The sequence below is a fragment of the Micromonospora sp. WMMC415 genome, from assembly GCF_009707425.1.
GTDB lineage: Bacteria > Actinomycetota > Actinomycetes > Mycobacteriales > Micromonosporaceae > Micromonospora.
This window is the reverse complement of record NZ_CP046104.1, coordinates 1,779,706-1,802,300: the sequence shown is the minus strand read 5'-3', so window position 1 is coordinate 1,802,300 and position 22,595 is coordinate 1,779,706. Positions and strand designations below refer to the sequence as shown.

The 22,595-nt window shown below is 71.8% G+C and carries 19 protein-coding genes; 11 read left to right on the top strand and 8 right to left on the bottom strand.

Annotated elements, in window-relative coordinates; all coding sequences use genetic code 11:
• Positions 1-1,473, bottom strand: a complete 1,473-nt coding sequence (locus tag GKC29_RS08830; protein ID WP_155330356.1) for a hypothetical protein — start codon at positions 1,471-1,473, stop codon at positions 1-3.
• A 374-nt stretch (positions 1,474-1,847) separates the two neighbouring features.
• Between GKC29_RS08830 and GKC29_RS30530 the strand changes: the two genes are divergently transcribed.
• Together GKC29_RS30530 and valS are read left to right on the top strand one after the other, a co-directional pair.
• The gene (locus tag GKC29_RS30530; RefSeq protein ID WP_370463323.1) at positions 1,848-2,129 is read left to right on the top strand and encodes a trypsin-like serine protease; all 282 of its coding nucleotides are present in this window, start codon (positions 1,848-1,850) and stop codon (positions 2,127-2,129) included.
• A gap of 39 nt (positions 2,130-2,168) precedes the next feature.
• Complete coding sequence (gene valS, locus GKC29_RS08820) at positions 2,169-4,733, top strand: valine--tRNA ligase (RefSeq protein ID WP_155330355.1); 2,565 nt, start codon at positions 2,169-2,171, stop codon at positions 4,731-4,733.
• Positions 4,734-4,875: 142 nt separating this feature from the next.
• Here valS and GKC29_RS08815 read toward each other — a convergent pair whose 3' ends face one another.
• Genes GKC29_RS08815 through GKC29_RS08800 form a run of 4 tightly spaced genes read right to left on the bottom strand, consistent with a single transcriptional unit; the run spans position 4,876 to position 8,330 of the window.
• Positions 4,876-5,586, bottom strand: a complete 711-nt coding sequence (locus GKC29_RS08815; RefSeq protein ID WP_155330354.1) for an ABC transporter permease subunit — start codon at positions 5,584-5,586, stop codon at positions 4,876-4,878.
• A complete protein-coding gene (locus tag GKC29_RS08810; RefSeq protein ID WP_155330353.1) occupies positions 5,586-6,542 on the bottom strand; it encodes an ABC transporter ATP-binding protein in 957 nt (318 codons plus the stop codon). Before GKC29_RS08810 ends, GKC29_RS08815 begins: the two co-directional genes overlap by 1 nt.
• The gene (locus tag GKC29_RS08805) at positions 6,539-7,423 is read right to left on the bottom strand and encodes an ABC transporter permease (protein WP_155330352.1); all 885 of its coding nucleotides are present in this window, start codon (positions 7,421-7,423) and stop codon (positions 6,539-6,541) included. Before GKC29_RS08805 ends, GKC29_RS08810 begins: the two co-directional genes overlap by 4 nt.
• On the bottom strand, positions 7,416-8,330 hold the full coding sequence (locus GKC29_RS08800; RefSeq protein WP_155330351.1) for an ABC transporter ATP-binding protein: 915 nt from the start codon (positions 8,328-8,330) through the stop codon (positions 7,416-7,418). The genes GKC29_RS08805 and GKC29_RS08800 overlap by 8 nt, the downstream gene beginning before the upstream one ends.
• A 125-nt stretch (positions 8,331-8,455) precedes the next feature.
• Here GKC29_RS08800 and GKC29_RS08795 point away from each other — a divergent pair, with 125 nt between their 5' ends.
• From GKC29_RS08795 to galT, 4 genes are all read left to right on the top strand, one after another.
• Positions 8,456-9,019, top strand: a complete 564-nt coding sequence (locus tag GKC29_RS08795) for a DM13 domain-containing protein (protein WP_155330350.1) — start codon at positions 8,456-8,458, stop codon at positions 9,017-9,019.
• 144 nt (positions 9,020-9,163) lie between these two features.
• Positions 9,164-10,693 carry an adenylyl-sulfate kinase gene (cysC, locus tag GKC29_RS08790; protein WP_155330349.1) on the top strand — a complete coding sequence of 510 codons (1,530 nt, stop codon included), beginning with the start codon at positions 9,164-9,166 and terminating at the stop codon, positions 10,691-10,693.
• A gap of 107 nt (positions 10,694-10,800) precedes the next feature.
• The gene (locus tag GKC29_RS08785; protein WP_155330348.1) at positions 10,801-11,613 is read left to right on the top strand and encodes a DeoR/GlpR family DNA-binding transcription regulator; all 813 of its coding nucleotides are present in this window, start codon (positions 10,801-10,803) and stop codon (positions 11,611-11,613) included.
• On the top strand, positions 11,610-12,686 hold the full coding sequence (gene galT, locus GKC29_RS08780; protein WP_155330347.1) for a galactose-1-phosphate uridylyltransferase: 1,077 nt from the start codon (positions 11,610-11,612) through the stop codon (positions 12,684-12,686). Before GKC29_RS08785 ends, galT begins: the two co-directional genes overlap by 4 nt.
• A 390-nt stretch (positions 12,687-13,076) precedes the next feature.
• On the opposite strand, the gene GKC29_RS08775 is transcribed toward galT, so the two are convergent.
• From GKC29_RS08775 to GKC29_RS08765, 3 genes are all read right to left on the bottom strand, one after another.
• Positions 13,077-14,291: an NADP-dependent isocitrate dehydrogenase gene (locus GKC29_RS08775; RefSeq protein WP_155330346.1), complete on the bottom strand. Its 1,215-nt coding sequence runs from the start codon at positions 14,289-14,291 to the stop codon at positions 13,077-13,079.
• Positions 14,292-14,556: 265 nt separating this feature from the next.
• Positions 14,557-15,507, bottom strand: a complete 951-nt coding sequence (gene mdh, locus GKC29_RS08770) for a malate dehydrogenase (RefSeq protein WP_155330345.1) — start codon at positions 15,505-15,507, stop codon at positions 14,557-14,559.
• A gap of 105 nt (positions 15,508-15,612) precedes the next feature.
• Positions 15,613-16,473 carry a bifunctional methylenetetrahydrofolate dehydrogenase/methenyltetrahydrofolate cyclohydrolase gene (locus GKC29_RS08765; protein ID WP_155330344.1) on the bottom strand — a complete coding sequence of 287 codons (861 nt, stop codon included), beginning with the start codon at positions 16,471-16,473 and terminating at the stop codon, positions 15,613-15,615.
• 448 nt (positions 16,474-16,921) lie between these two features.
• Between GKC29_RS08765 and GKC29_RS08760 the strand changes: the two genes are divergently transcribed.
• From GKC29_RS08760 to GKC29_RS08740, 5 genes are all read left to right on the top strand, one after another.
• A complete protein-coding gene (locus GKC29_RS08760; RefSeq protein ID WP_155330343.1) occupies positions 16,922-18,526 on the top strand; it encodes an ABC transporter substrate-binding protein in 1,605 nt (534 codons plus the stop codon).
• An 84-nt stretch (positions 18,527-18,610) separates the two neighbouring features.
• Positions 18,611-19,549, top strand: a complete 939-nt coding sequence (locus GKC29_RS08755) for an ABC transporter permease (protein WP_155330342.1) — start codon at positions 18,611-18,613, stop codon at positions 19,547-19,549.
• On the top strand, positions 19,542-20,510 hold the full coding sequence (locus GKC29_RS08750; protein ID WP_155330341.1) for an ABC transporter permease: 969 nt from the start codon (positions 19,542-19,544) through the stop codon (positions 20,508-20,510). The genes GKC29_RS08755 and GKC29_RS08750 overlap by 8 nt, the downstream gene beginning before the upstream one ends.
• A 7-nt stretch (positions 20,511-20,517) precedes the next feature.
• A complete protein-coding gene (locus GKC29_RS08745) occupies positions 20,518-21,555 on the top strand; it encodes an ABC transporter ATP-binding protein (protein WP_155330340.1) in 1,038 nt (345 codons plus the stop codon).
• Positions 21,539-22,561 (top strand): ABC transporter ATP-binding protein, encoded by a 1,023-nt coding sequence (locus GKC29_RS08740; protein ID WP_155330339.1) that lies wholly within the window; start codon positions 21,539-21,541, stop codon positions 22,559-22,561. The genes GKC29_RS08745 and GKC29_RS08740 overlap by 17 nt, the downstream gene beginning before the upstream one ends.
• The last annotated feature ends 34 nt before the right edge of the window (positions 22,562-22,595 follow it).

Below are 22,595 nucleotides of genomic sequence, written 5' to 3'. Positions count from 1 at the left end.
CTACGTGGCGGACGCGGCCGGCTCGGCACTCCGGTCCGGAAGAGGACGGTCGACCGCGCGGGCGAACCCGAAGAGCACCACCAGCAGCACGGCGCCCACCGTGGTGAAGAGCGGAAGGGTGAAGGACGACTCCTGCCCCGTCACGTCGCCGGCCTGGGAGCGAACCATGACCGGCGCGAGCGCCGTCGCGCAGAGCATCAGCGTGGCCGGCCCGAGGACGAGCACACCCGCCCCGTCACCGTTCACCATGCCGGCCTCACGGGCGGGCGGCGGCCCCGCCGGACCGGTCACCAGGACGATGCCGGACCCGAGGGCCAGGCCGAGGCCGACGGCGACCAGCGCCGGCCCCACCGTGTCGGACGACGGGAGTTCCGCCCGGGGCGCCGGCCAGGTCAGGGCGGTCGCGGCGGCGGCCACCACCAGCCCGAGCGCGTCCCAGGGCAGCAGCCGCGCCGCGTACCGACCCGCCAGCGCACCCCCGGCCACCGCCCCCAGCCCGAGCAGCAGGACGAGCGCTGTCCGGGTCGCCGGCGACCGGCCGATGTGGGGGAACGTGAACACCACGATCGGTGCCGCCGCGGCGCCGAGCACCACCCAACGGGCGGCCCGCGCGCGGCCGAGCCGGTACGCGTAGGCCGCCAGCAGGAGCGCGGCGACGGCGGCGAGGACCACGGCGGACACCTGGGCGAACGACTCGGCAGCCCGATCCGGGCGGGCGATCTCGTCCGGACCGGGGCGGTACGCCCGGATCATTCCCATCCGCAGCGCCAAGCCCACGAGGAACAGCGCGGTGACGGCGATCACCGCCACGGGCGCGCCGGGCCGGAACCGGGCCGGGCCGACCATCCCTCTCCCGCTCCCCCGGACGTACGTGACGACGGCGGCGACCACGACCAGCCCGAGGGCGAGCCAGAGCATGAGGTCGCCGGGGCGGACGACACCCGGCTGCGCGCTCGGCACCGTCGTGCCGTCCGGAGGCGACACCGCGACGAACAGGTCGGTGCCGACCGGGTGCAGGACCAGCCCGGCGGCCAGGCCCGCACCGGTCCACCAGGAGGTGGTTGGCGACGCCTGGGCGACGGCGAGCAGCACGCCGCCGAGGGCGAGCCCGAGGCCGGCGGTGGCGGCGAGCGCGAGGGCGACCTCGCGTGTCGTGCCCACCTGGATGGGTAGCAGGGCCCTCATCATCAGGTCGGTGGTGGTCAGGCTGGCGGCGAGGTAGACCGCCAGGCCGGCCGCCGCCACCAGCCACCCGGGCAGCCGCGGCAGCAGCGCCGGCACGGCGATCGCCGCGGCGAGCACGGCCGTCGCGTACACGCCCGGTCCCATGGGTCCGCGGACCAGTATTTCGGTGAACACGGCGAAGACCGCCAGCGGGAACCCGTCGGCCGCGACGACCAGGCCGACCGCCGCGGCCGCGACGACGCCGACCACCTCGGGCCACACCGCGCGTGGCCGGAGATCCTCGTCCATGGTGGTCCTCCCCCGCGGCGCCGTACGGACGCGGTGATGCTGCCACAGAAGCCCGCGGGCGGGTGTCCCCTGAACGGGCCCGGCTCGGTCGCCACTCGCACAGCCGATCATGACTAGCGCGACGTCCGGCGCCAAGCCCAGCCTGATCAACTACTGGTGCGTGCCGGACAACCCGCGCTGCACCCGGAGCCGGGACGTCGCCGTCACCGGTCTGGTGCCGGCGAGCGCCGTGCAGGTCGGCTGGGTGGTCTGCGCGACCGGCTCCGCCTACACGCCGAAGCCCGGAGAAAAGTACGGATTCCGGCGCCGGGGCGGGCTACCTGCTCGGCACCCGGTGCGGCGAGGTCACCGGCAAGGCGAATGGCGGTATCGAGGTGCGGATCTGCGCCCGGCCGGGCGACAGCGGCGGCCCGCTGTTCACCGAGTCGGACGGCAGGGCGGTCGGCATCGTCTCGTACGGGGACCGGGCAGCGGCCCCTGCACCAACCCCGACGAGCGCAACGTCCACGCGCCGGTCTCCACCATCCTCGACCGGGCGAACGCCCGGACCGGTGGAACCCTCGGCCTCCAGCTGGCCACCCGTGGCCCGCTGTTCGTGCGGCACCCGTCGGTGCCCCGGTCGGCGACGGACCCCCGACGTGCGCCCCGCCGGGTAATCCGCTGCCCGGCGGGCGGTCGCTGCCTACCATCGACGGATGACTGATACGGCGAGGACGGCCCGCGCCGGCGTCCCCGAGCGTCCGACCCTGGACGGGCTCGAGGAGACCTGGGCGCGCCGCTGGCAGGAGGAGGGCACGTACGCGTTCGACCGCGGCAGAAAGCGTTCGGACGTGTACGCGATCGACACCCCGCCGCCGACCGTATCCGGCGAGCTCCACATGGGACACGTCTTCTCGTACACCCACACCGACCTGGTGGCCCGGTTCCAGCGGATGCGCGGTCGCACGGTGTTCTACCCGATGGGCTGGGACGACAACGGCCTGCCGACCGAGCGCCGGGTGCAGAACGTGTACGGGGTGCGCTGCGACCCGGACCTGCCGTACGACCCGGCCTGGGTGCCACCGGACGCGCCCGTGGACGACGCCGCGCGCAAGGACCCCACCCCGATCTCCCGGCGCAACTTCATCGAGCTCTGCGAGCGGCTCACCGTGGCCGACGAGCAGGTGTTCGAGGCGCTGTGGCGGCGCCTCGGCCTGTCCGTGGACTGGTCGCTGACGTACACGACGATCGGGCGGGTCGCGCGGGCGACCAGCCAACGGGCGTTCCTGCGCAACCTGGCGCGGGGCGAGGCGTACCAGGCGGAGGCACCGACGCTGTGGGACGTCGGTTTCGCCACCGCCGTCGCCCAGGCGGAACTGGAGGACCGGGAGCGGCCCGGCGCGTACCACCGGCTGCGCTTCCACGGGCCCGGCGGCCGGGAGGTGCTGATCGACACCACCCGACCGGAGCTGCTGCCGGCGTGCGTGGCGCTGGTCCACCACCCCGGTGACGAGCGGTACGCGGACCTGGTCGGCGCGGTCGTGCGTACCCCGGTCTTCGGGGTCGAGGTGCCGGTGCGCGCGCACCCGCTGGCGGACCCGGCCAAGGGCACCGGCATCGCGATGATCTGCACGTTCGGTGACCTGACCGACGTGACCTGGTGGCGCGAGCTCCACCTGGACACGCGGGTGGTGATCGGCCGGGACGGCCGGCTGCTGCCGGAGGCGCCGGCCGGCGTGCCGGCGGAGCCGTACGCGGCGCTCGCGGGGCAGACCGTCAACGGCGCCCGGCGAACGGTCGTGCAGCTGCTGGCCGACGCGAACGATCTGGTCGGCGAGCCGCGCCCGATCACCCACCCGGTCAAGTTCTACGAGCGGGGCGACCGGCCGCTGGAGATCGTGTCGACCCGGCAGTGGTACCTGCGCAACGGCGGCCGGGATCCGGAGCTGCGCGCGGAGCTGCTGGCCCGGGGGCGGGAGCTGCGCTGGGTGCCGGAGCACATGCGGCACCGCTACGACCACTGGGTGGGGGGCCTGACCGGTGACTGGCTGGTCAGCCGGCAGCGCTTCTTCGGGGTGCCGGTGCCGGTGTGGTACCGGCTCGACAACGCTGGCGAGCCGGACTGGTCCCACCCTCTCACACCGGACGAGTCGGCGCTGCCGGTCGATCCGTCCACCGACGCGCCCGCCGGGTACGACGATTCGCAGCGCGGAACGCCGGGCGGCTTCGTCGGCGACCCGGACGTGCTGGACACCTGGGCCACCTCGTCGCTGACCCCGCAGATCGTCGGCGGCTGGGAGACCGACCCGGACCTGTTCCGCCGGGTGTTCCCGATGGACCTGCGCCCGCAGGGGCAGGAGATCATCCGCACCTGGTTGTTCGCCACGGTGGTCCGGTCCCATCTGGAGCACGGGGTGCTGCCGTGGCGGGACGCGGAGCTGTCCGGCTGGATCCTCGACCCGGACCGCAAGAAGATGTCCAAGTCCAAGGGGAACGTGGTCACCCCGATGGCGCTGCTGGAGGAGCACGGCGCCGACGCCGTCCGGTACTGGGCGGCGAACGGCCGGCCCGGCACCGACCTCGCCTTCGATCCGGCGCAGATCAAGGTGGGCCGGCGGCTGGCCACAAAGCTGCTGAACGCGTCGCGGTTCGCCCTGGGGCTGGGCGCCGCCGACGCGTTGCGCGCCGCGGCGACCGAGCCGCTCGACCGGTCGATGCTCGCCGACCTGTCCGGGGTGGTCGCCACGGCGACGGCCGCGTTCGAGGCGTACGACCACACGGCGGCGTTGCAGGCCGCGGAGGCGTTCTTCTGGCGGTTCTGCGACGACTACATCGAATTGGTGAAGGAACGCGCCTACGGCAGCGGGCCGGGGGCCGACTCCGCGCGGGCGGCGCTGGCCGGCGCGCTCTCGGTGCAGTTGCGGCTCTTCGCCCCGGTGCTGCCGTTCGCGACGGAGGAGGTGTGGTCCTGGTGGCGGTACGGCTCGGTGCACCGCGCGCCGTGGCCCACCACGTACGAGGTGGGGCGGGCGATCTCCGGCGAGGGTGACCCGGAGCTGCTGCGCCTCGCCGGGGACGCGCTCAGCCAGGTGCGCCGCGCCAAGTCGGAGCGGAAGCTGTCGATGAAGGCGGAGGTGCCGCTGGCCGAGGCGCTCGGCCCGGCCGCACTGCTCGACCAGCTCACCGTAGTCGCCGACGACCTGAAGGCGGCGGGCCGGATCGGCAAGCTCGACCTCCTCCCCGACCGCACCCCCGAGCTGGTCATCGCCTGCGCCTTCTGAGGTGTAAGGAAGGGCCCCCTTTTAACGCCTGGTGCATAGGAAGGGCCCCTTGTTAACAGGTGCCGCCGACGCGGCTGGTGCGAGTGTCAACAAGGGGCCCTTCCTCTACCGGTGGCGTTAAGAAGGGGCCCTTCCTTGCACGTCAGCTCGTTTCGCCGGCCACGCTGAACGAGCGCAGGCGGTCGATCGCCAGGGCGGTGAAGCCCACCGCGATGAGCGCGCTCATCACGGTCGCCACCGGCACCGACACGTCCGTGGCGAGCAGCTCGGTCGGGGCGAAGCGGTCGGCGAGCGCGATCACGTACTGCTGGATGGAGAGCACCTTCGTGCCGCTGACGAAGTTGCCGAGCAGCCCCTCCCAGATCAGCACGTAGACCAGGCCGAGCAGCACGGGCCGCCGGGTGACCAGGCTGAGCGCCACGAACAACGCGCAGTACGCCAGCGCCCCGACAGCCGCGGCGGCGGCGAGCGCGAGGCCGAGGCGTACCGAGTGGGCGAGCACGCCCGCGACGTAGAGCGGCACGGCGACGGTGACCGCGGTGACGCCGGCGGCGACCGCGAGCTTCGGCAGTACGATCTGCCAGCGCGGCAGCGGCTTGGTGAGGATGTGCACCACGGTGCCGTCGTCGATCTCGGCGCCGAGCACGCCGGTGCCGACGATCAGGGCGACCACCGGCAGCACCACGGCGAGCCCGAGGCCGACCAGCACCGGCGGGCCCCACTCGCCCGGGTCCACCCCGAGGGAGCGGGACAGCACGGCGAGCAGCACCAGCAACGCCGGCAGCGGGAGCAGCAGCAGGAAGCGGCGACGGCCGAACAGTCCACGCGCGGTGATCCAGGAAACGGTAGACATCAGGCCTCCACCAGGTAGGAGAAGACGCTCTCCAGGGACTCGTCCTCGGGCACGAGCTGCCGGACGCGGATGCCCCGGGCCAGGGCAATCCTCGGCAGTGCGCGAGTGAAGGCGCCGTAGTCGCCGGCCCGCACGGTCAGCCCGGTGCGGCCCAGCTCCACGCCGGTCACCGACGGCTCCGCCATCAGCGCCACCGCCAGGGCCCGGTCGTCGGTGGACCGGATCGCGAAGACGTGCGGCCGGTTGGTCATCAGGCGCCGGATGGTCCGGAAGTCGCCCGAGGCGGCGAGCCGGCCGGCGACCATCACCTGGACGGTGCCGGAGACCTGCTCGACCTCCTCCAGGATGTGCGAGCTGAACAGGATGGTCCGGCCGGCGGCGCCGAGGCGGTGCAGCAGGTCCATCATGTGCAACCGCTGGCGCGGGTCCATGCCGTTGAACGGCTCGTCGAGCAGCAGCACCTGCGGGTCGTGCACCAGCGCCGCGGCCACCCGGGCGCGCTGCCGCATACCCTTCGAGTACGTGCCGATCCGGCGGGACTGCGCGTCCTCCAGCTCGACCAGGGCGATCGCCCGGCGGGCCGCACCCTCGGGATCGGGCAGCCGGTGCAGCTTGGCGCTGGCGAGCACGAACTCGTACGCGGTGAGGAAGGTGTGCACGGCCTCCCGCTCGCTGACCAGGCCCAGCCGCCGGTAGACCTCGGGGTTACGCCAGGTCGGCGATCCGTCCAGCGTCACCGTGCCCCGCGACGGCGACAGGAAGCCGGCCATCATGTGCAGCAGGGTCGTCTTGCCGGCGCCGTTCGGGCCGAGCAGGCCGGTGACGCCCGCGCCGAGGGACATGCTGACGTCGTTGACGGCGACCACGTTGCCGTACCAGCGGGAGACGCCCGCCAGCTCCAGGGTGCTCGTCGTGCGGGTGGGGGCCGGCGTCCGCTCGGCACTGATCGCGCTCATCGGGCGGCCACCTTCCGGTACCGGGCCAGCAGCAGGGTGACGCAGGTGGCGACGAGGAGCACGGCGGCGAGGGCGTAGACCGGGCCGAAGTCACCGATCGGGATGTCGACGTCCTGACCCGCCGGCACCAGCAGGTCGCCCAGCGCCCAGGTGCCCACGCCGCCCACCAGGGTCGACGGCGAGGCGAGGAAGGCCAGCTCGTTGACCGCCCGCGAGGGCAGGATGGAGAGGATGCCGACGATCGGCGTGGTCATCAGGAAGACCGCCACGATCCCGCCGGCGGCGAACGCCCGCTTGCCGGTGAGCGACGCGACCAGCAGGCCGATCGAGGCGAAGACCACTGCCCAGAGGCCGGCGTAGAGCAGGCCCGGCAGCAGGTCGAGCAGCTCATTCCAGACGCCCCGCATCCCCTCCTTGGTGGTGAAGGCGGCACCGAGGAACATCACCAGCTGCGGCCCGCCGAGCAGCAGCCAGAGCGCGGTGACGAGGGCGAGCAGCTTGGCCAGCGGATAGTCCGACCGGGGCAGTGGCCGGGAGAAGTACAGCGGCAGGACGCCGCTGCGCAGGTCCCGGCTGACCAGCTCGGGGGCGGCCACCGCGACGAAGAAGATGACCAGCCAGCTCATGTTGTCGGCGAACTGCGCGTACGTCATCACGACCTCGCCGATCTGGCTGCGCACCGCGGTGGCGCCGGCGGCCACCAGCGTCACGATGCCCACCACCAGCCAGGGGAAGATCTTGGCCTTGGCGGTGCGGCCGAAGCCGAAGACCGTCCGCAGGCCGTGCAGGTACAGGGCTCCGAACACGGCACCGCGGCCCAGCCGGGGGCCGGTGTAACGCTGGTACCCGATGTCGTGGATGACACCGGCCGGCTCAGACATGGCTGGGCTCCCTCGTGGCGAACAGCTCGGCCACCCGGTGCCGGCGCTGGTCCAGCCGGTGCAGCGGCAGGTCCAGCTCGGCGACCGCGCCGAGGATCAGGTCGTAGGTGGCGTCGTCGGCGAGCGGGACCAGCAGCAGGCGCCCCTCCCGGCTCACCGGCAGGCGGTACGCGGCCAGCCGGGTGGCCAGCTCCTCCGCGCCCTCGCTGACCTCGACCGCGAGGATGTCGGTGGCGGTGGTCATCGCGGAGATGTGGTCGGCGCGCAGCAGCCGGCCGCCGTCGATGGCGACCAGCGTGTCGCAGATCCGTTCCACCTCGCCGAGCAGGTGCGAGCAGACGAGCACGGAGATGCCGAACTCGGTGCCGATCCGGTGGATCAGCGCGAGCATGGCGTCCCGGCCGGCCGGGTCGAGGCCGTTGGTGGGCTCGTCGAGCAGCAGCAGGTCGGGGTCGTGCACGAGCGCCTGGGCGAGCTTGACGCGCTGCTTCATGCCGGTCGAGTAGCCGCCCACCGGGCGGTACCGCTCCTCGTAGAGACCGACGTGCCGCAGAGCCTCGCTGGCGCGTTCCCGCGCGACGGTGCGGGGCAGGCCGCTCATCCGGCCGAGGTGGGTGACCAGCTCGGCGGCGCTGAGGTCCGGCGGGAGGGCGTCGTGCTCGGGCATGTAGCCGACCCGGGCGCGCACCTGGTCGGACTGGGTGGTCGGGTCCAGGTCGAGCACCCGCACCCGCCCGCTGGTGGGCGGGAGCAGGCCGAGCAGGATCTTGATCAGCGTCGACTTGCCGGCGCCGTTCGCGCCGACCAGGCCGATGATCCCGGGCTCGACCGCGACGGTCAGGTCGGCCAGCGCGGTGACCCCACCCCCGTACGTCTTGGTCAGCGACTCGGTCGCGATGAGTGTCACGCCGACAGCCTAGGCAGGTCACGCACCCCCGGGGCATCCGGCGCGCCCCTGATCCGCCCACTAGGGGTACCGGGGTAAGGCTCCGGTAATCCCTCGGGCGGTTCCGGTCCGGAAGAATGCGCGGCATGTTCCTCCGACTGCTGCGCGCCCCGTTCACCTGGGTCGCGGTCGCCGTGCTCGCCGCCGGTGCCGCGTTCGGTCTCTGGTGGTTTCAGCCTTGGAAGCTGGTCACCGACACCGAGGTGGACGACGATCTGGCCGTGGTGGCGACCGCGGCACCGCCGTCCGCTGCCGGCACCGGGCCGTCCGGCCCCACCATCACCGCCCCGGCGGGCCCGGTGATCGTCCGCAGTGGTGAGTTCGTCACCCACGAGCACGACACCACCGGCACCGCCCGGATCGTCCGCACCGCCGACGGCCGGCTGCGGCTGGAGCTGGTCGGGCTGGACACCTCCAACGGTCCGGACCTGCGGGTCTGGCTGACCGACCAGCCGGTCCGCGAGGGCACCGCCGGGTGGCGGGTGTTCGACGACGGCCGCTGGGTGGAGCTTGGCCGGCTCAAGGGCAACCGGGGCGACCAGGCGTACGACATCCCGGCCGACCTGGCCCTGGACGATCTGACCAGCGTGTCGATCTGGTGCAAGCGGTTCGCCGTGTCGTTCGGCGCGGCGCCGCTGACCCCGGCCTGACCGGTCACCGTCCCGCCACCGGGCCGTCACCCGGGATCCGTCGCGCCGGTCACCCGCGTCTCCCCCCGACACCGGGAGTGGCACTCGACCGATCCCGGTGTGGGCTGAGAAACTGTGTGCCGGTCAGGCGGGTTGGGGGATTCGATGAGCAACGGCTGGGTGCTGCCGGACGAGCTGCTCCGGGACGCGCCGGCGTACACGCCGCGCCCCGGTGAGCTGGCGGATCTGGAGCTGTTGCTGACCGGGGCGTACACGCCGCTGACCGGGTTCATGACCCGGGCCGACCTGGTGTCGGTGAGCCGGCGCAGCCGCCTCGCCGACGGCTCGCCCTGGCCCGTGCCGGTGACCCTTCAGGTGCCCGCGGCGCTCGCCCAGGGGCTGGACGTGCGCGACCCGGCGCGCCGCACGCTGGTGCTGACCGACGGCGAGGGCGCTCCGGTGGCCGCGCTGGAGGTGACCGACGCGTGGCCGGTCCGCGACGGGGTGGCAGGCGTCGGCGGGCCGGTGCGCCGGCTGGGCGACGGGGGCCACGGGCCGTTCCAGCGGCTGCGCCGCACCCCGGAGGAGGTCCGCGCGCTGCTGCCCCCGGGGCGGGTGCTCGGGGTGATCGCCGACCGCCCGCTGCACCGGCCGCAACTCGCGCAGATCGCGCACGCCGCCCGTACCCTCGGCGCCCACCTGCTCGTGCTGATCCCGGTCGGCGAGGACGGCGGCGGCGGGCTGCCGCCGGAGGCGCTCGTCCGCAGCGTCTTCGCCGCCCGGGACCGGATGCCCCCGGCGACGCTGGTCGCCGTGCCGCTGTCCCGCCGCCGGGAGGAGATCAGCGACGCGCTGCTGCGGGCCCGGGTGTCGGCGGCGTACGGGGTGACCCACCTGCTCTCCACCGGCGAGATGCTCTCCGGCGCCGGGCTGCGGGTGCTGGTGCCCCGTGAGCTGGCCTACGACAACCGGGACGGGCAGTGGCGCTGGCGGGAGGACATTCCGCCCCGCAACCGGCGGCTGGCACTGAGCCAGGCGGAGATCGACGACCTGCTGGACCGGGGCTTCCCGCTGCCCGAGTGGCACACGCCGCCGGCGGTGGCGAAGGAACTGGTCCGTGCCCGCCCGCCCCGGCGCTACCGGGGTCTGGTGATCTTCCTGACCGGCCTGTCCGGTTCCGGCAAGTCCACCATCGCCCGGGGTCTGGCCGACGCGCTGCGCGAGCAGGGCGAACGGACGGTCACCCTGCTCGACGGCGACGTCGTCCGCCGGGAGCTGTCGGCCGGCCTGGGCTTCAGCAAGGCCGACCGCGACGCGAACGTCCGCCGGATCGGCTGGGTGGCCGCCGAGATCGCCCGGCACCGGGGGGTGTCGATCTGCTGCCCGATCGCCCCGTACGCGCAGGCCCGGGCCACCGCCCGGGAGATGGCGCTGACCGCCGGGGCGGGCTTCCTGCTGATCCACGTCGCCACCCCGCTGGAGGTCTGCGAGCAGCGGGACCGCAAGGGTCTGTACGCGCGCGCCCGGGCCGGCCTGCTCAGCGGGATGACCGGCATCGACGACCCGTACGAGGAGCCGGCCGACGCCGACCTGGTGATCGACACGACCGATCTGTCGGTCGACGAGGCGGTGCAGTCGGTGCTGCACCACCTGACCGAGACGGGCTGGGTCGAGCCCCGCCACCCGACCGTGTAAGCACCCCCTTCCCTTTCGTGGGTGACTCCCGCGCGCTAGTGTTCATTCTTGTTCGAACACGTTCGACCGCGTGAGAGTGCGCGGTGACAGGCGCGGAGGTGCGGCGCATGCTGGCGCAGCAGCGACAGGCGGCCATCCTCGACCGGGTACGCACCGCCGGCGGGGTACGGGTGACCGAGCTGGCAGCCGAGTTCGGCGTGTCGGACATGACCATCCGACGCGACCTCGACCTCCTGCACGAGCGCGGGCTGCTGGCCAAGGTGCACGGCGGCGCGACGGTCGCCGGGCCCGGCTCCACGGACGAGCCGGGGTTCCGCGCCAAGTCGGTGCGCCAGCTCGCCGAGAAGGCCGCCATCGCCGGCCGGGCCGTGGACCTGGTCCGGCCCGGCGCCGCGATCGCCCTCTCCGCCGGCACCACCACCGCCGAACTGGCGCGCCGCCTGGTCGACGTGCCCGGCCTCACCGTGGTGACCAACTCCCTGCCGGTGGCCGAGATCCTGCACGCCGGGGGCCGTCCGGACCAGACGGTGGTGCTCACCGGCGGCGTCCGTACGCCCTCGGACGCGCTGGTCGGGCCGCTCGCCGTCGGCGCGATCCGCTCGCTGCACCTGGACCTGCTGTTCCTCGGCGTGCACGGGATCACCGAGCGGGCCGGGTTCACCACGCCCAACCTGATGGAGGCCGAGACCGACCGGGCCCTGGTGACCGCCTCCGACCGCCTCGTGGTGCTCGCCGACCACACGAAGTGGGGCACGGTCGGACTCTCGTCGATCGTCGAGCTCTCGGCGGCCGACGTCCTGGTCACCGACGACCGGTTGCCGCCCGACGCCCGGCAGGTACTCGACGGGCAGGTGGGCGAACTGGTGGTCGTCAGTGGCACGGGCCGGACCACGCCGACGAGTGGAGGGGAGGCGGAGTGAAGCGCACCGCGATCGAACTGGCCGACGGCCGGGAGCTGATCTACTTCGACGAGCGGGACGACGCCGTCCGCGACCAGCCCGACCGCCGGGAGCTGCCGCCGCCCCCGCCGGCGTCGCAACTGCGTTACGACCCGCTGACCGACGAGTGGGTGGCGGTCGCCGTGCACCGGCAGACCCGCACCTTCCTCCCCCCGGCCGACCAGTGCCCACTCTGCCCGTCCACCGCCGACCGGCTCAGCGAGATCCCGGCCCCCGACTACGACGTGGTGGTCTTCGAGAACCGCTTCCCGTCGCTGAGCGGCCGGATCGCCGAGGAACCGGCGGAGATCACGCCGTTCACCCCGGTCCGGCCCGGGCAGGGCCGGTGCGAGGTGGTCTGCTTCACGGACGACCACAACGCCTCGTTCGGCAACCTCACCCCACGCCGGGTGCGGACGGTGCTCGACGCGCTCGCCGACCGGACCGCGGCGCTGGGCGAACTGCCCGGCGTGGAGCAGATCTTCCCGTTCGAGAACCGGGGCGTCGAGATCGGCGTGACGCTGCACCACCCGCACGGGCAGGTATACGCGTACCCCTTCGTGACGCCGCGGACCCGGGCGATGCTGACCGCCGCCCGCCGGCACGCCGACCGCACCGGGGGCCGCAACCTGTACGCCGACGTACTCGCCGCCGAACGCGCCGCCGGGGACCGGGTGGTCGCCGGCAACGAGCACTGGACGGCGTACGTCCCGGCGGCCGCCCGGTGGCCGGTCGAGGTGCACGTGGCGCCGCACCGGCCGGTGCCGGACATCCCGGCGCTCACCGACGCGGAGCGGGACGCCTTCGGGCCGCTCTACCTGAACCTGCTGCGCCGCTTCGACGGGCTGTTCAACCTGCCGATGCCCTACATCGCGGCCTGGCACCAGGCTCCGGTCCGCCTCGACCGGGACCTGGGTCACCTGCACCTTCAGCTGTTCAGCATCCGGCGGGCGAGGGACAAGCTGAAGTACCTGGCCGGGTCGGAGTCGGGGATGGGCGTGTTCATCAACGACATCGCCCCCGAACGCGCCGCCGAACTCCTCCGCTCGGCGTGAAAGGAAGGGCCCCTTCTTAACGCCTCGGGTAGAGGAGGGGCCCCTTGTTAACACCTTGTTGGACGAGCGCCGGTCACCGGACAGGGCGCGGGGGGCCCGGGACAGGGCGCGGGGGGCCCGGGACAGGGCCCCCCGCTGGGAAGGGACGGCTGGCTGCGCACGACAGCCGGGAAGGCTGGCTGATCGGCACGCATGTCGCGAGGCGACCGCGGTCAACCTTCCTGGACGTGACTGGCATCTCGTCCACCCAGGTCAACGAGGCGCGCCGGGCAAAGTGACGCAAAACGGCGTGTCGCCTGCCCGACACGCCGTCCACCCTGTTCGAGGGCGTTAAGAAGGGCCCCTTCCACAACGCCAGGCGTTAACAAGGGGCCCTTCCTTACACACGAGTCAGGCGAGCTTGCGGGCCAGGTTCTCGTCCAGCGCGTTCATGAACTCGTCGGTGGTCAGCCACGGGGCGTCCCGGGAGATGAGCAGCGCGAGGTCCTTGGTCATCTGGCCGCCCTCGACGGTCTCGACGATGACCTGCTCCAGGGTGTTGGCGAACTCGGTGACCGCCGGCGTGCCGTCCAGCTTGCCCCGGTGGGCCAGGCCACGGGTCCACGCGTAGATCGACGCGATCGGGTTGGTGGAGGTCTTCTCGCCCTTCTGCCACTGCCGGTAGTGCCGGGTGACGGTGCCGTGCGCGGCCTCCGCCTCGACGGTGCGGCCGTCCGGGGTCATCAGCACCGAGGTCATCAGGCCCAGCGAGCCGAAGCCCTGCGCCACCGTGTCGGACTGGACGTCACCGTCGTAGTTCTTGCAGGCCCAGACGAAGCCACCCTCCCACTTGAGCGCGGCGGCGACCATGTCGTCGATGAGCCGGTGCTCGTAGGTGATGCCGGCGGCGTCGAACTCGGCCTTGAACTCGTTCTCGAAGACCTCGGCGAAGATGTCCTTGAACCGGCCGTCGTACGCCTTGAGGATCGTGTTCTTGGTCGACAGGTAGACCGGGTAGCCACGGTCCAGGCCGTAGCGCATGGAGGCGCGGGCGAAGTCCCGGATCGACTCGTCGAAGTTGTACATGCCCATCGCGACGCCGCCGCCGGGGAAGTTGGCGACCTCCATCTCGACCGGGGCGGAACCGTCGGCCGGGGTGTAGGTGATGGTCACCGTGCCCGGGCCGGGGACGACGAAGTCGGTGGCCTTGTACTGGTCGCCGTGGGCGTGCCGGCCGATGATGATCGGCTTGGTCCAGCCCGGGACCAGCCGCGGCACGTTCGACATGATGATCGGCTCGCGGAACACCACGCCGCCGAGGATGTTGCGGATGGTGCCGTTCGGCGACCGCCACATCTTCTTGAGGCCGAACTCCTCCACCCGGGCCTCGTCCGGCGTGATGGTGGCGCACTTGACGCCGACGCCGTGCTCCTTGATGGCGTTGGCGGCGTCGACGGTGACCTGGTCGTCGGTCTCGTCACGGTGCTGGATCGACAGGTCGTAGTAGTGCAGGTCGACGTCGAGGTACGGCAGGATCAGCTGCTCCCGGATCTGCTTCCAGATGATCCGGGTCATCTCGTCGCCGTCGATTTCCACGACCGGGTTGTTTACCTTGATCTTCGCCATCGGCCGGCGCTCCTCTCGGGGGACACGTGCTCAAGCAGTACGAGCGTACTGGAAACTGGCCGGCGGCCCCCAGGCGGCCTCGCCCCCAGGTCGGGGCGGGCGGCGCGAAGGTCACTGGCAGGCGTCGCCGCGTGCCACTGAGCCGTACCCCTGGGTCTATCACGGCGGTCGCCCGGCGGCAGCGGCGAGGGCGGCATTGCGTACGGCGCAGGGAACGGCGGAGGGCCGCCGGCGTCGCCGGCGGCCCTCCACGGGATCGGTCAGCTCACATGTTGGCGACGTCGGCCTGCTTGGCGCGGACGGCCTCGGCGGCCTCCTTCAGGGCGGCCAGCTCGTCGGCGTCCAGGTCGGTCTCGACGACCCGCTTGACGCCCTCGGCGCCGATCTGGGCCTCCACGCCCAGGTAGACGCCGGAGATGCCGTACTGGCCGTCGACCCAGGCGCACACCGGCATGACCTCGCCGGAGTCCTCCGCCACGGCCTTCGCCATCCGGGCGGCGGCCGCCGACGGGGCGTAGTACGCGGAGCCGGTCTTCAGCAGCGCGACGACCTCGGCGCCACCGTTGCGGGTCTTGACGACCAGTTCCTCGATCTGCTCCGCCGGCATGGCGTCGCGCAGCGGCTTGCCGTCCACGGTGCTCTTCGACGGCACCGGCACCATGGTGTCGCCGTGCGAGCCCAGGGTCAGGGTCCGGACCGACTTCACCGGTACGCCCAGCGCCTCGGCCACGAAGTTGGTGAACCGGGCGGTGTCCAGCATGCCGGCCTGGCCGAGCACCCGGTTCTTCGGGAACTGCGTGGCGAGCTGGGCGAGCGCGGTCATCTCGTCCAGCGGGTTGGAGACGACGATGACCACGGCGTTCGGGGCGTACTTGGCGACGTTCTCGGAGACCTGGCGGACGATCTTGGCGTTCGTCTCCAGCAGGTCCATCCGGCTCATGCCCGGCTTCCGGGGCAGGCCGGCGGTGATCACGACCACGTCCGAGCCCTCGATGGCCTCGTAACCCTCACCGTTCGGGCCGGTGGTGACGCCGACGACCTTGGTCTCGAAGCCCTCGATCGCGCGCGACTGGTTGAGGTCCAGGGCGAGGCCGGCGGGCTTGCCCTCCACGATGTCGGTGATCACGACGGTGTCGAAGACGTCGTACTCGGCCAGGCGCTGTGCGGTGGTGGAGCCGTAGAAGCCGGCCCCGACGACAGTGACCTTCTTACCCATGGTCGTCCCACTCCCTGATACCAGTCGGTTTTCCGGACCGTATCAGCCATCCTGGCACCGATCCGGCCAGGGGCGGACGGTTTGCACCTGATGGGTGGGGACGCCTCAGTCGCGCTCGGCCCGCTCGACCACGTTGGTCAGCAGCATGGCGCGGGTCATCGGTCCGACGCCGCCGGGCATCGGGACCAGGGCGCCGGCCACCTCGGCCACCTCCGGGTCGACGTCGCCGGTGTAGCGGCCCTTGCCGTCGGGGCCGATCACCCGCGTGATCCCGACGTCGACCACGACGGCGCCGGGCGTGACCATGTCGGCGGTGAGCAGTCCGGGTACGCCGGCCGCGACGATCACGATGTCGGCGGCGCGGGTGTGCGAGGCGAGGTCGAGGGTGCCGGTGTGGCACAGGGTGACGGTGGCGTTCTCGCTGCGCCGGGTGAGCAGCAGCCCGAGGGGGCGGCCCACCGTGTTGCCCCGGCCGACCACGGCGACCTTGGCGCCGCGCAGCGCCACGTCGTGCCGGCGGAGCAGCTCGACGATGCCGCACGGGGTGCAGGGCAGCGGGCCCGGGTAGCCGAGCACCAGCCGGCCCAGGTTCACCGGGTGCAGGCCGTCGGCGTCCTTGTCCGGGTCGATCAGCTCCAGCACCCGCTGCGTGTCCAGCTGGGCGGGGAGCGGCAGCTGGACGATGTAGCCGTGGCAGGCCGGGTCGGCGTTCAGCTCGGCGAGGACGGCGTCGACCTGCTCCTGGGTGGCGTCCGCCGGCAGCTCGCGCCGGATCGAGGCGATGCCCACCTCGGCGCAGTCCCGGTGCTTGCCGTTGACGTACGCCTGGGAGCCGGGGTCGGTGCCGACCAGGACGGTGCCGAGCCCGGGCGTGACGCCCCGCTCCGCCAGAGCCTTCACCCGGGCCCGCAGCTCGTCCTTGATCTCGGCCGCGGTCGCCTTGCCGTCCAGAAGCGTCGCCGTCACGCCCAGATCGTCTCACGCCCGGCCCCCCGCGGGCCGACGACCCGGCCAGCCGCCGCCGCACCGCCCACGCCAGTAAACGACGTGACGGTGTGTGACGTGGCCTTGGTCACCGTGTGTGACTTTTGATGGTCGCTCAACGGCCGTCAACCCGACGGCGGCGGCGCGGCGGGGAGGATCGGGACGACCGGGCGGACAGCTCGCAACGACACCGGACGGGTCCGGCACGCAACGCGGCCCGCCGACCGTTAACGCTGGTGCGACGCCCTGCAAGGCCTCGACGTTCTACCAGGACTACGGGTCGGACGCAAGCCCTGCCCCTACCCCCCGTTATCGGTTCGCAACGGCATCGTTGTCGATCGCGATTGTGCGACCTACCGTTGCCCATCGTTGCGCAGCGTAAACCCAGCGTCGGGCCTGACTGCGCAGTGTGAGGAGACTAGGAGACTTCATGCGCGTTCGTAGGCTCGCCGCCTGGACCGCTCTCCCGCTCGCGGTGACCCTGGGCCTGGTGGCCTGCGGCTCGGGCGGCGACGGCGGATCCGGCGGAACCAACCCCAACGCGGCCGTGCGGATCGAGATCGCCGAGCCGCAGCACCTGGTGCCGACCAACACCAACGAGACGAGTGGCTCGCAGGTGCTCGCCGCCCTGTTCAGCCCGCTGGTCGAGTACGACGAGGCCAACAAGGCGTACGAGGTGGCGGCCGAGTCGGTGACGTCCGAGGACAACACGACCTGGACGATCAAGCTGAAGGACGGCTACACCTTCCACAACGGCGAGAAGGTGACCGCCGACAACTACGTCGACGCGTGGAACTACGGCGCGTACGCCCCGAACGGCCAGAACTCGAGCTACTTCTTCGAGAAGATCGCCGGGTACGAGGACCTGCAGGGCGAGCAGCCGAAGGCCAGGACGATGTCCGGCCTGAAGAAGGTCGACGACCTGACCTTCACCGTCACGCTGTCGCAGCCGTACGCCGAGTTCAAGACCATGCTCGGCTACACCGCCTTCTACCCGCTGCCGAAGGCCGCCTTCTCGGCGCCGGGCGTGCTGGCCGAGGGCTACGAGCAGGCCCCGATCGGGCAGGGCCCGTTCAAGATGAAGGGCACCTGGCAGCACGACGCCAAGGTCGAGGTCGAGAAGTACGACGCCTTCCCCGGCGAGAAGCCGAAGGTGGCCGGCGTCGAGTTCCGGATCTACCAGCAGCTGACCGCGGCGTACGCCGACGTACTGTCGGACAACCTCGACGTGATCAAGACGATCCCGACCGAGAACCTGTCGACCGCGTCGACCGACCTGGGCGACCGGTTCAAGACCAGCCCCGCCTCGTCGTTCCAGTTCCTCTCCTTCCCGACGTACCAGAAGGAGTTCAGCAACCCGGACGTGCGCAAGGCGATCTCGATGGCGATCGACCGCGAGGAGATCACCAAGTCGATCTTCAAGGACTCGCAGACGCCGGCGCGCTCCTTCGTCTCCCCGGTCGTGGCGGGCTACCGCGACAACACCATCGGTGCGGCCGGCACGTTCGACCCGGCCAAGGCGAAGGCGCTGTACCAGGCCGCGGGCGGCCCGAGCCGGATCGAGATCTCGTACAACGGCGACGGCGGCCACAAGGACTGGGTCGACGCCACCTGTAACCAGCTCAAGGCCAACCTGGGCGTGGACTGCGTCGGCACCGCCGAGCCGAAGTTCGCGGACCTGCTGACCAAGGTCAAGGCGAAGCAGCCGGTCGGCCTGTTCCGGATGGGCTGGATCATGGACTACCCGTCCATGGAGAACTACCTCGGCCCGCTGTACAGCACCACCGGCTCGTCGAACTACTACGGCTACAGCAACCCGGAGTTCGACAGGCTGGTCGCCGAGGGTTCGGCGGCGGCCACCGAGGAAGAGGCGATCAAGAAGTACCAGCAGGCCGAGGACCTTCTGGCCAAGGACATGCCGGTGATCCCGCTCCGGTTCGGCCAGAACAGCTTCGGTCACTCGACCAAGGTCACGAACGTGGAGATGGATCTCTTCGACCGGGTCGACCTGGTGAAGATCGAGGCCGTTCAGTAACACACGGCGCGACGGGTCGGGCCACTGCCAGCCGGTGGTCCGACCCGCCTTCCTGTTCGCCCTTTTTCAGAGAGACTTCCTAGTATGTTCCGCTTCATTCTGCGGCGACTGCTCCAGATGGTCCTCGCGTTCTTCGGGACCACGCTGATCGTCTACGCGCTGATGTTCGCCGGTCAGGGCGACCCGATCCAGGCGCTCGCCGGCGAGCGCCCGGTCACCGCCGCCCAGCGGGCATATCTGACGGAGAAGTTCCACCTGGACAAGACCGGGATCGACGGCTTCTTCTACCGCTACTTCGACTACGTCACCAACCTGCTCCAGGGCGACCTCGGCCAGTCCCTCACCGGACGGCAGATCGGCGACATCCTCGCCGCCGCCTGGCCGGTGACGATCAAGCTGGCGCTCATCGCCATGGCGGTCACCATCCTCTTCGGGGTCACCGCGGGCGTGCTCGCCGGCATCCGGCGGGCCAGCATCTTCGACAACTCGACGCTGCTGCTGACCCTGCTGGTGCTCGGCATCCCGACGATCGTGCTGGCCCCCCTCGCCCAGTACTTCCTCGGCGTGAAGTGGCAGCTCTTCCCGCCCACCGCCGGCGCCGAGCCCGACCTGTACGCGCTGCTCCTGCCCGGCATCGTGCTCGGCTCGCTCTCCCTGGCCACCGCGCTGCGGCTGACCCGGACCTCGGTGGCGGAGAACCTGCGCGCCGACTACGTCCGCACCGCCCGGTCCAAGGGCCTGGTCAAGCGGCGCATCGTCGGGATCCACGTGCTGCGCAACTCGCTCATCCCGGTCGTCACCTTCCTCGGCGTCGAACTGGGCAACCTGATGAGCGGCGCGATCATCACCGAGGGCGTGTTCAACATCCCCGGTGTCGGCTTCAACCTCTTCCGCGGCATCCGCACCGAGGACGGTCCGCTGGTGGTGGGCATCGTCAGCGTGCTGGTCGTGGTCTACCTCATCTCCAACCTGGTGGTGGACGTCCTGTACGCCGTACTCGACCCGAGGATCCGCTATGAGTGATTTCGAAACCGTGGCGGCGTCGGAGGACCAGGCCGCACGGCGGGGGCCCTCCGGCGAGCCGGGCGCCCCGAACCAGGTCGGCGGCACCTCGACCGTCACCGGCCGTCCCCGTAGCCTGGCCGGCGACGCCTGGCGCGACCTGCGCCGCAAGCCGATCTTCTGGATCAGCCTCGCGCTGGTCGTGCTGGTCACCGCGATGGCCGCGGTGCCCGGCCTGTTCACCGGCAACGACCCGACCAACTGCGTCCTCGCGCGGCAGCACGCCGCGCCGTCCGGCGGCGCCATCCTCGGGTACGACTTCCAGGGCTGCGACACCTACGCCCGGGCGGTGTACGGCGCCCGCGCCTCGCTCCTGGTGGGCGCACTCTCCGCGCTGCTCACCGGGCTGGTCGCGCTCACCGTCGGGATGCTCGCCGGCTACTTCGGCCGATGGGTCGACGCGATCCTCTCCCGCGTGATCGACATCGTGCTCGGCATCCCGCTGCTGCTCGCCGCGATCGTCCTGCTCAAGCGGGTCGCCAGCGACAGCTCGACGGTCCGGATCGCCTCCGTCATCTTCGTGCTGGCGGTGCTCGGCTGGACCACGGCGGCCCGGGTGGTCCGCTCGTCGGTGATCACCGCCAAGGAGCAGGACTACGTCGCCGCCGCCCGGATGCTCGGCGCGAGCAACGGCCGGATCATGTGGCGACACATCCTGCCCAACGCGCTCGCCCCCGCCGTCGTGGTGCTGACCATCGCGCTCGGCTCGTTCATCGCCGCCGAGGCGACGCTGTCCTTCCTCGGCATCGGCCTGAGGGAGCCGACGATCTCCTGGGGCATCGACATCAACAACGGCCGGGTGCACATGCGGGAGTCGGCGACCCCACTGATCGTCCCGTCGACCTTCCTCGCGCTGACCGTCCTGGCGTTCATCATGCTCGGCGACGCGATCCGTGACGCCTTCGACCCGAAGCTCCGGTGAGGCTCTCATGACCCAGTCCGCTGTCCACCCCACCCCGGCCTCCCCCACCCCGGAGGGCGGTCACCTGCTCGAGGTGCGGGACCTGCACGTCGAGTTCCGCACCACCGAGGGCGTGGCGAAGGTGATCAACGGCGTCTCGTACCACCTGGACGCCGGTGAGACCCTCGCCGTCCTGGGCGAGTCCGGCTCCGGCAAGTCCGTCACCGCCCAGGCGATCATGGGGATCCTCGACACCCCGCCCGCGGTGATCCGCTCCGGCCAGATCCTCTACCGGGGCCGGGACCTCCTCACCCAGTCCGAGGAGCAGCGCCGGCAGGTACGGGGCAAGGAGATCGCGATGATCTTCCAGGACGCCCTGTCCGCGCTGAACCCGACCTTCCCGGTGGGTTGGCAGATCGGCGAGACGCTGCGCCAGCGCGCTGGCATGTCCCGCGCGGACGCCCGCCGCCGCGCGATCGAGCTGATGGACCTGGTGAAGATCCCGGCCGCCGCCAACCGGCTCGGCGACTACCCGCACCAGTTCTCCGGCGGCATGCGGCAACGCGTCATGATCTCCATGGCGCTGGCGATGAACCCCAAGGTCCTCATCGCCGACGAGCCGACCACGGCGCTGGACGTGACGGTGCAGGCCCAGATCATGGACCTGCTCGCCGACCTGCGCCGCGACCTCGACATGGCGATGATCCTCATCACCCACGACCTCGGCGTGGTCGCCGGCGTCGCGGACCGGATCGCCGTCATGTACGCGGGCCGCATCGTCGAGCACGCCGACGTGCGGTCGCTGTACCGGGCGCCCGCCCACCCGTACACCAAGGGGCTGCTGGAGTCGATTCCGCGGATGGACGTCCGCGGCCAGCAGCTGTCGACGATCCGGGGTCTGCCGCCGAACCTGATGCGGATTCCGTCCGGCTGCCCGTTCCACCCCCGGTGCCCGTACGTCCAGCAGGTCTGCGTGGACGTCGTGCCGCACGACCTGGTCCTCGGCGACGGCCGGACCAGCGCGTGCCACTTCGCGCAGGAGGTCCGTGATGACAGCGCCCGCTAGCCCGACCAAGGTCCGGGGCGAGACGATCCTCGCCGTCGAGAACCTGGTCAAGCACTTCCCGATCACCCGGGGCGTCGTGTTCCAGAAGCAGGTCGGCGCGGTCAAGGCGGTCGACGGGGTCAGCTTCGAGCTGCGCCGCGGCGAAACGCTCGGCATCGTCGGCGAGTCCGGCTGCGGCAAGTCCACCCTGGCCCGCCTGCTGATGCGCCTGGAGACGCCGACCTCCGGCAAGGCGACCCTGGAGGGCCGGGACCTGTTCAAGGCCTCGGGCGCCGAGCTGCGCCGCCTGCGCCGCAACATGCAGATGGTGCTCCAGGACCCGTACACGTCGCTGAACCCGCGGATGACCGTCGGCGACATCATCGGCGAGCCGTTCGAGATCCACCCGGAGGCGGCCCCGAAGGGCAGCCGGCAGCGACGGGTGCAGGAGCTGCTGGACGTGGTCGGCCTGAACCCCGAGCACATCAACCGGTACCCGCACCAGTTCTCCGGCGGCCAGCGGCAGCGCATCGGCATCGCCCGCGCGCTCGCGCTGCGGCCCGAGGTCATCGTCTGCGACGAGCCGGTGTCCGCCCTGGACGTGTCGATCCAGGCCCAGGTGATCAACCTGCTGGAGCAACTCCAGGACGAGCTCGGGCTCTCGTACATCTTCATCGCCCACGACCTGTCGGTGGTGCGGCACATCTCGGACCGGGTCGCGGTGATGTACCTGGGCCGGATCGTGGAGATCGGCACCGAGGACGAGATCTACGAGCGCGCCACCCACCCGTACACCCAGGCGCTGCTGTCGGCGGTGCCGGTGCCGGATCCGGAGCAGCGCGACAACCGGAACATGATCCGGCTGGTCGGCGACGTGCCGAGCCCGGCGAACCCGCCGAGCGGCTGCCACTTCCGCACCCGCTGCTGGAAGGCCCAGGAGGTCTGCGCCGCCGAGGACCCCGCCGCGGTGCCCCGCGCCGCCGACCCGCACCCGTCGGCCTGCCACTTCGCCGAGCTCCGTACGTAAGGAAGGGCCCCTTCTTAACGCCTCGCGTTGTGGA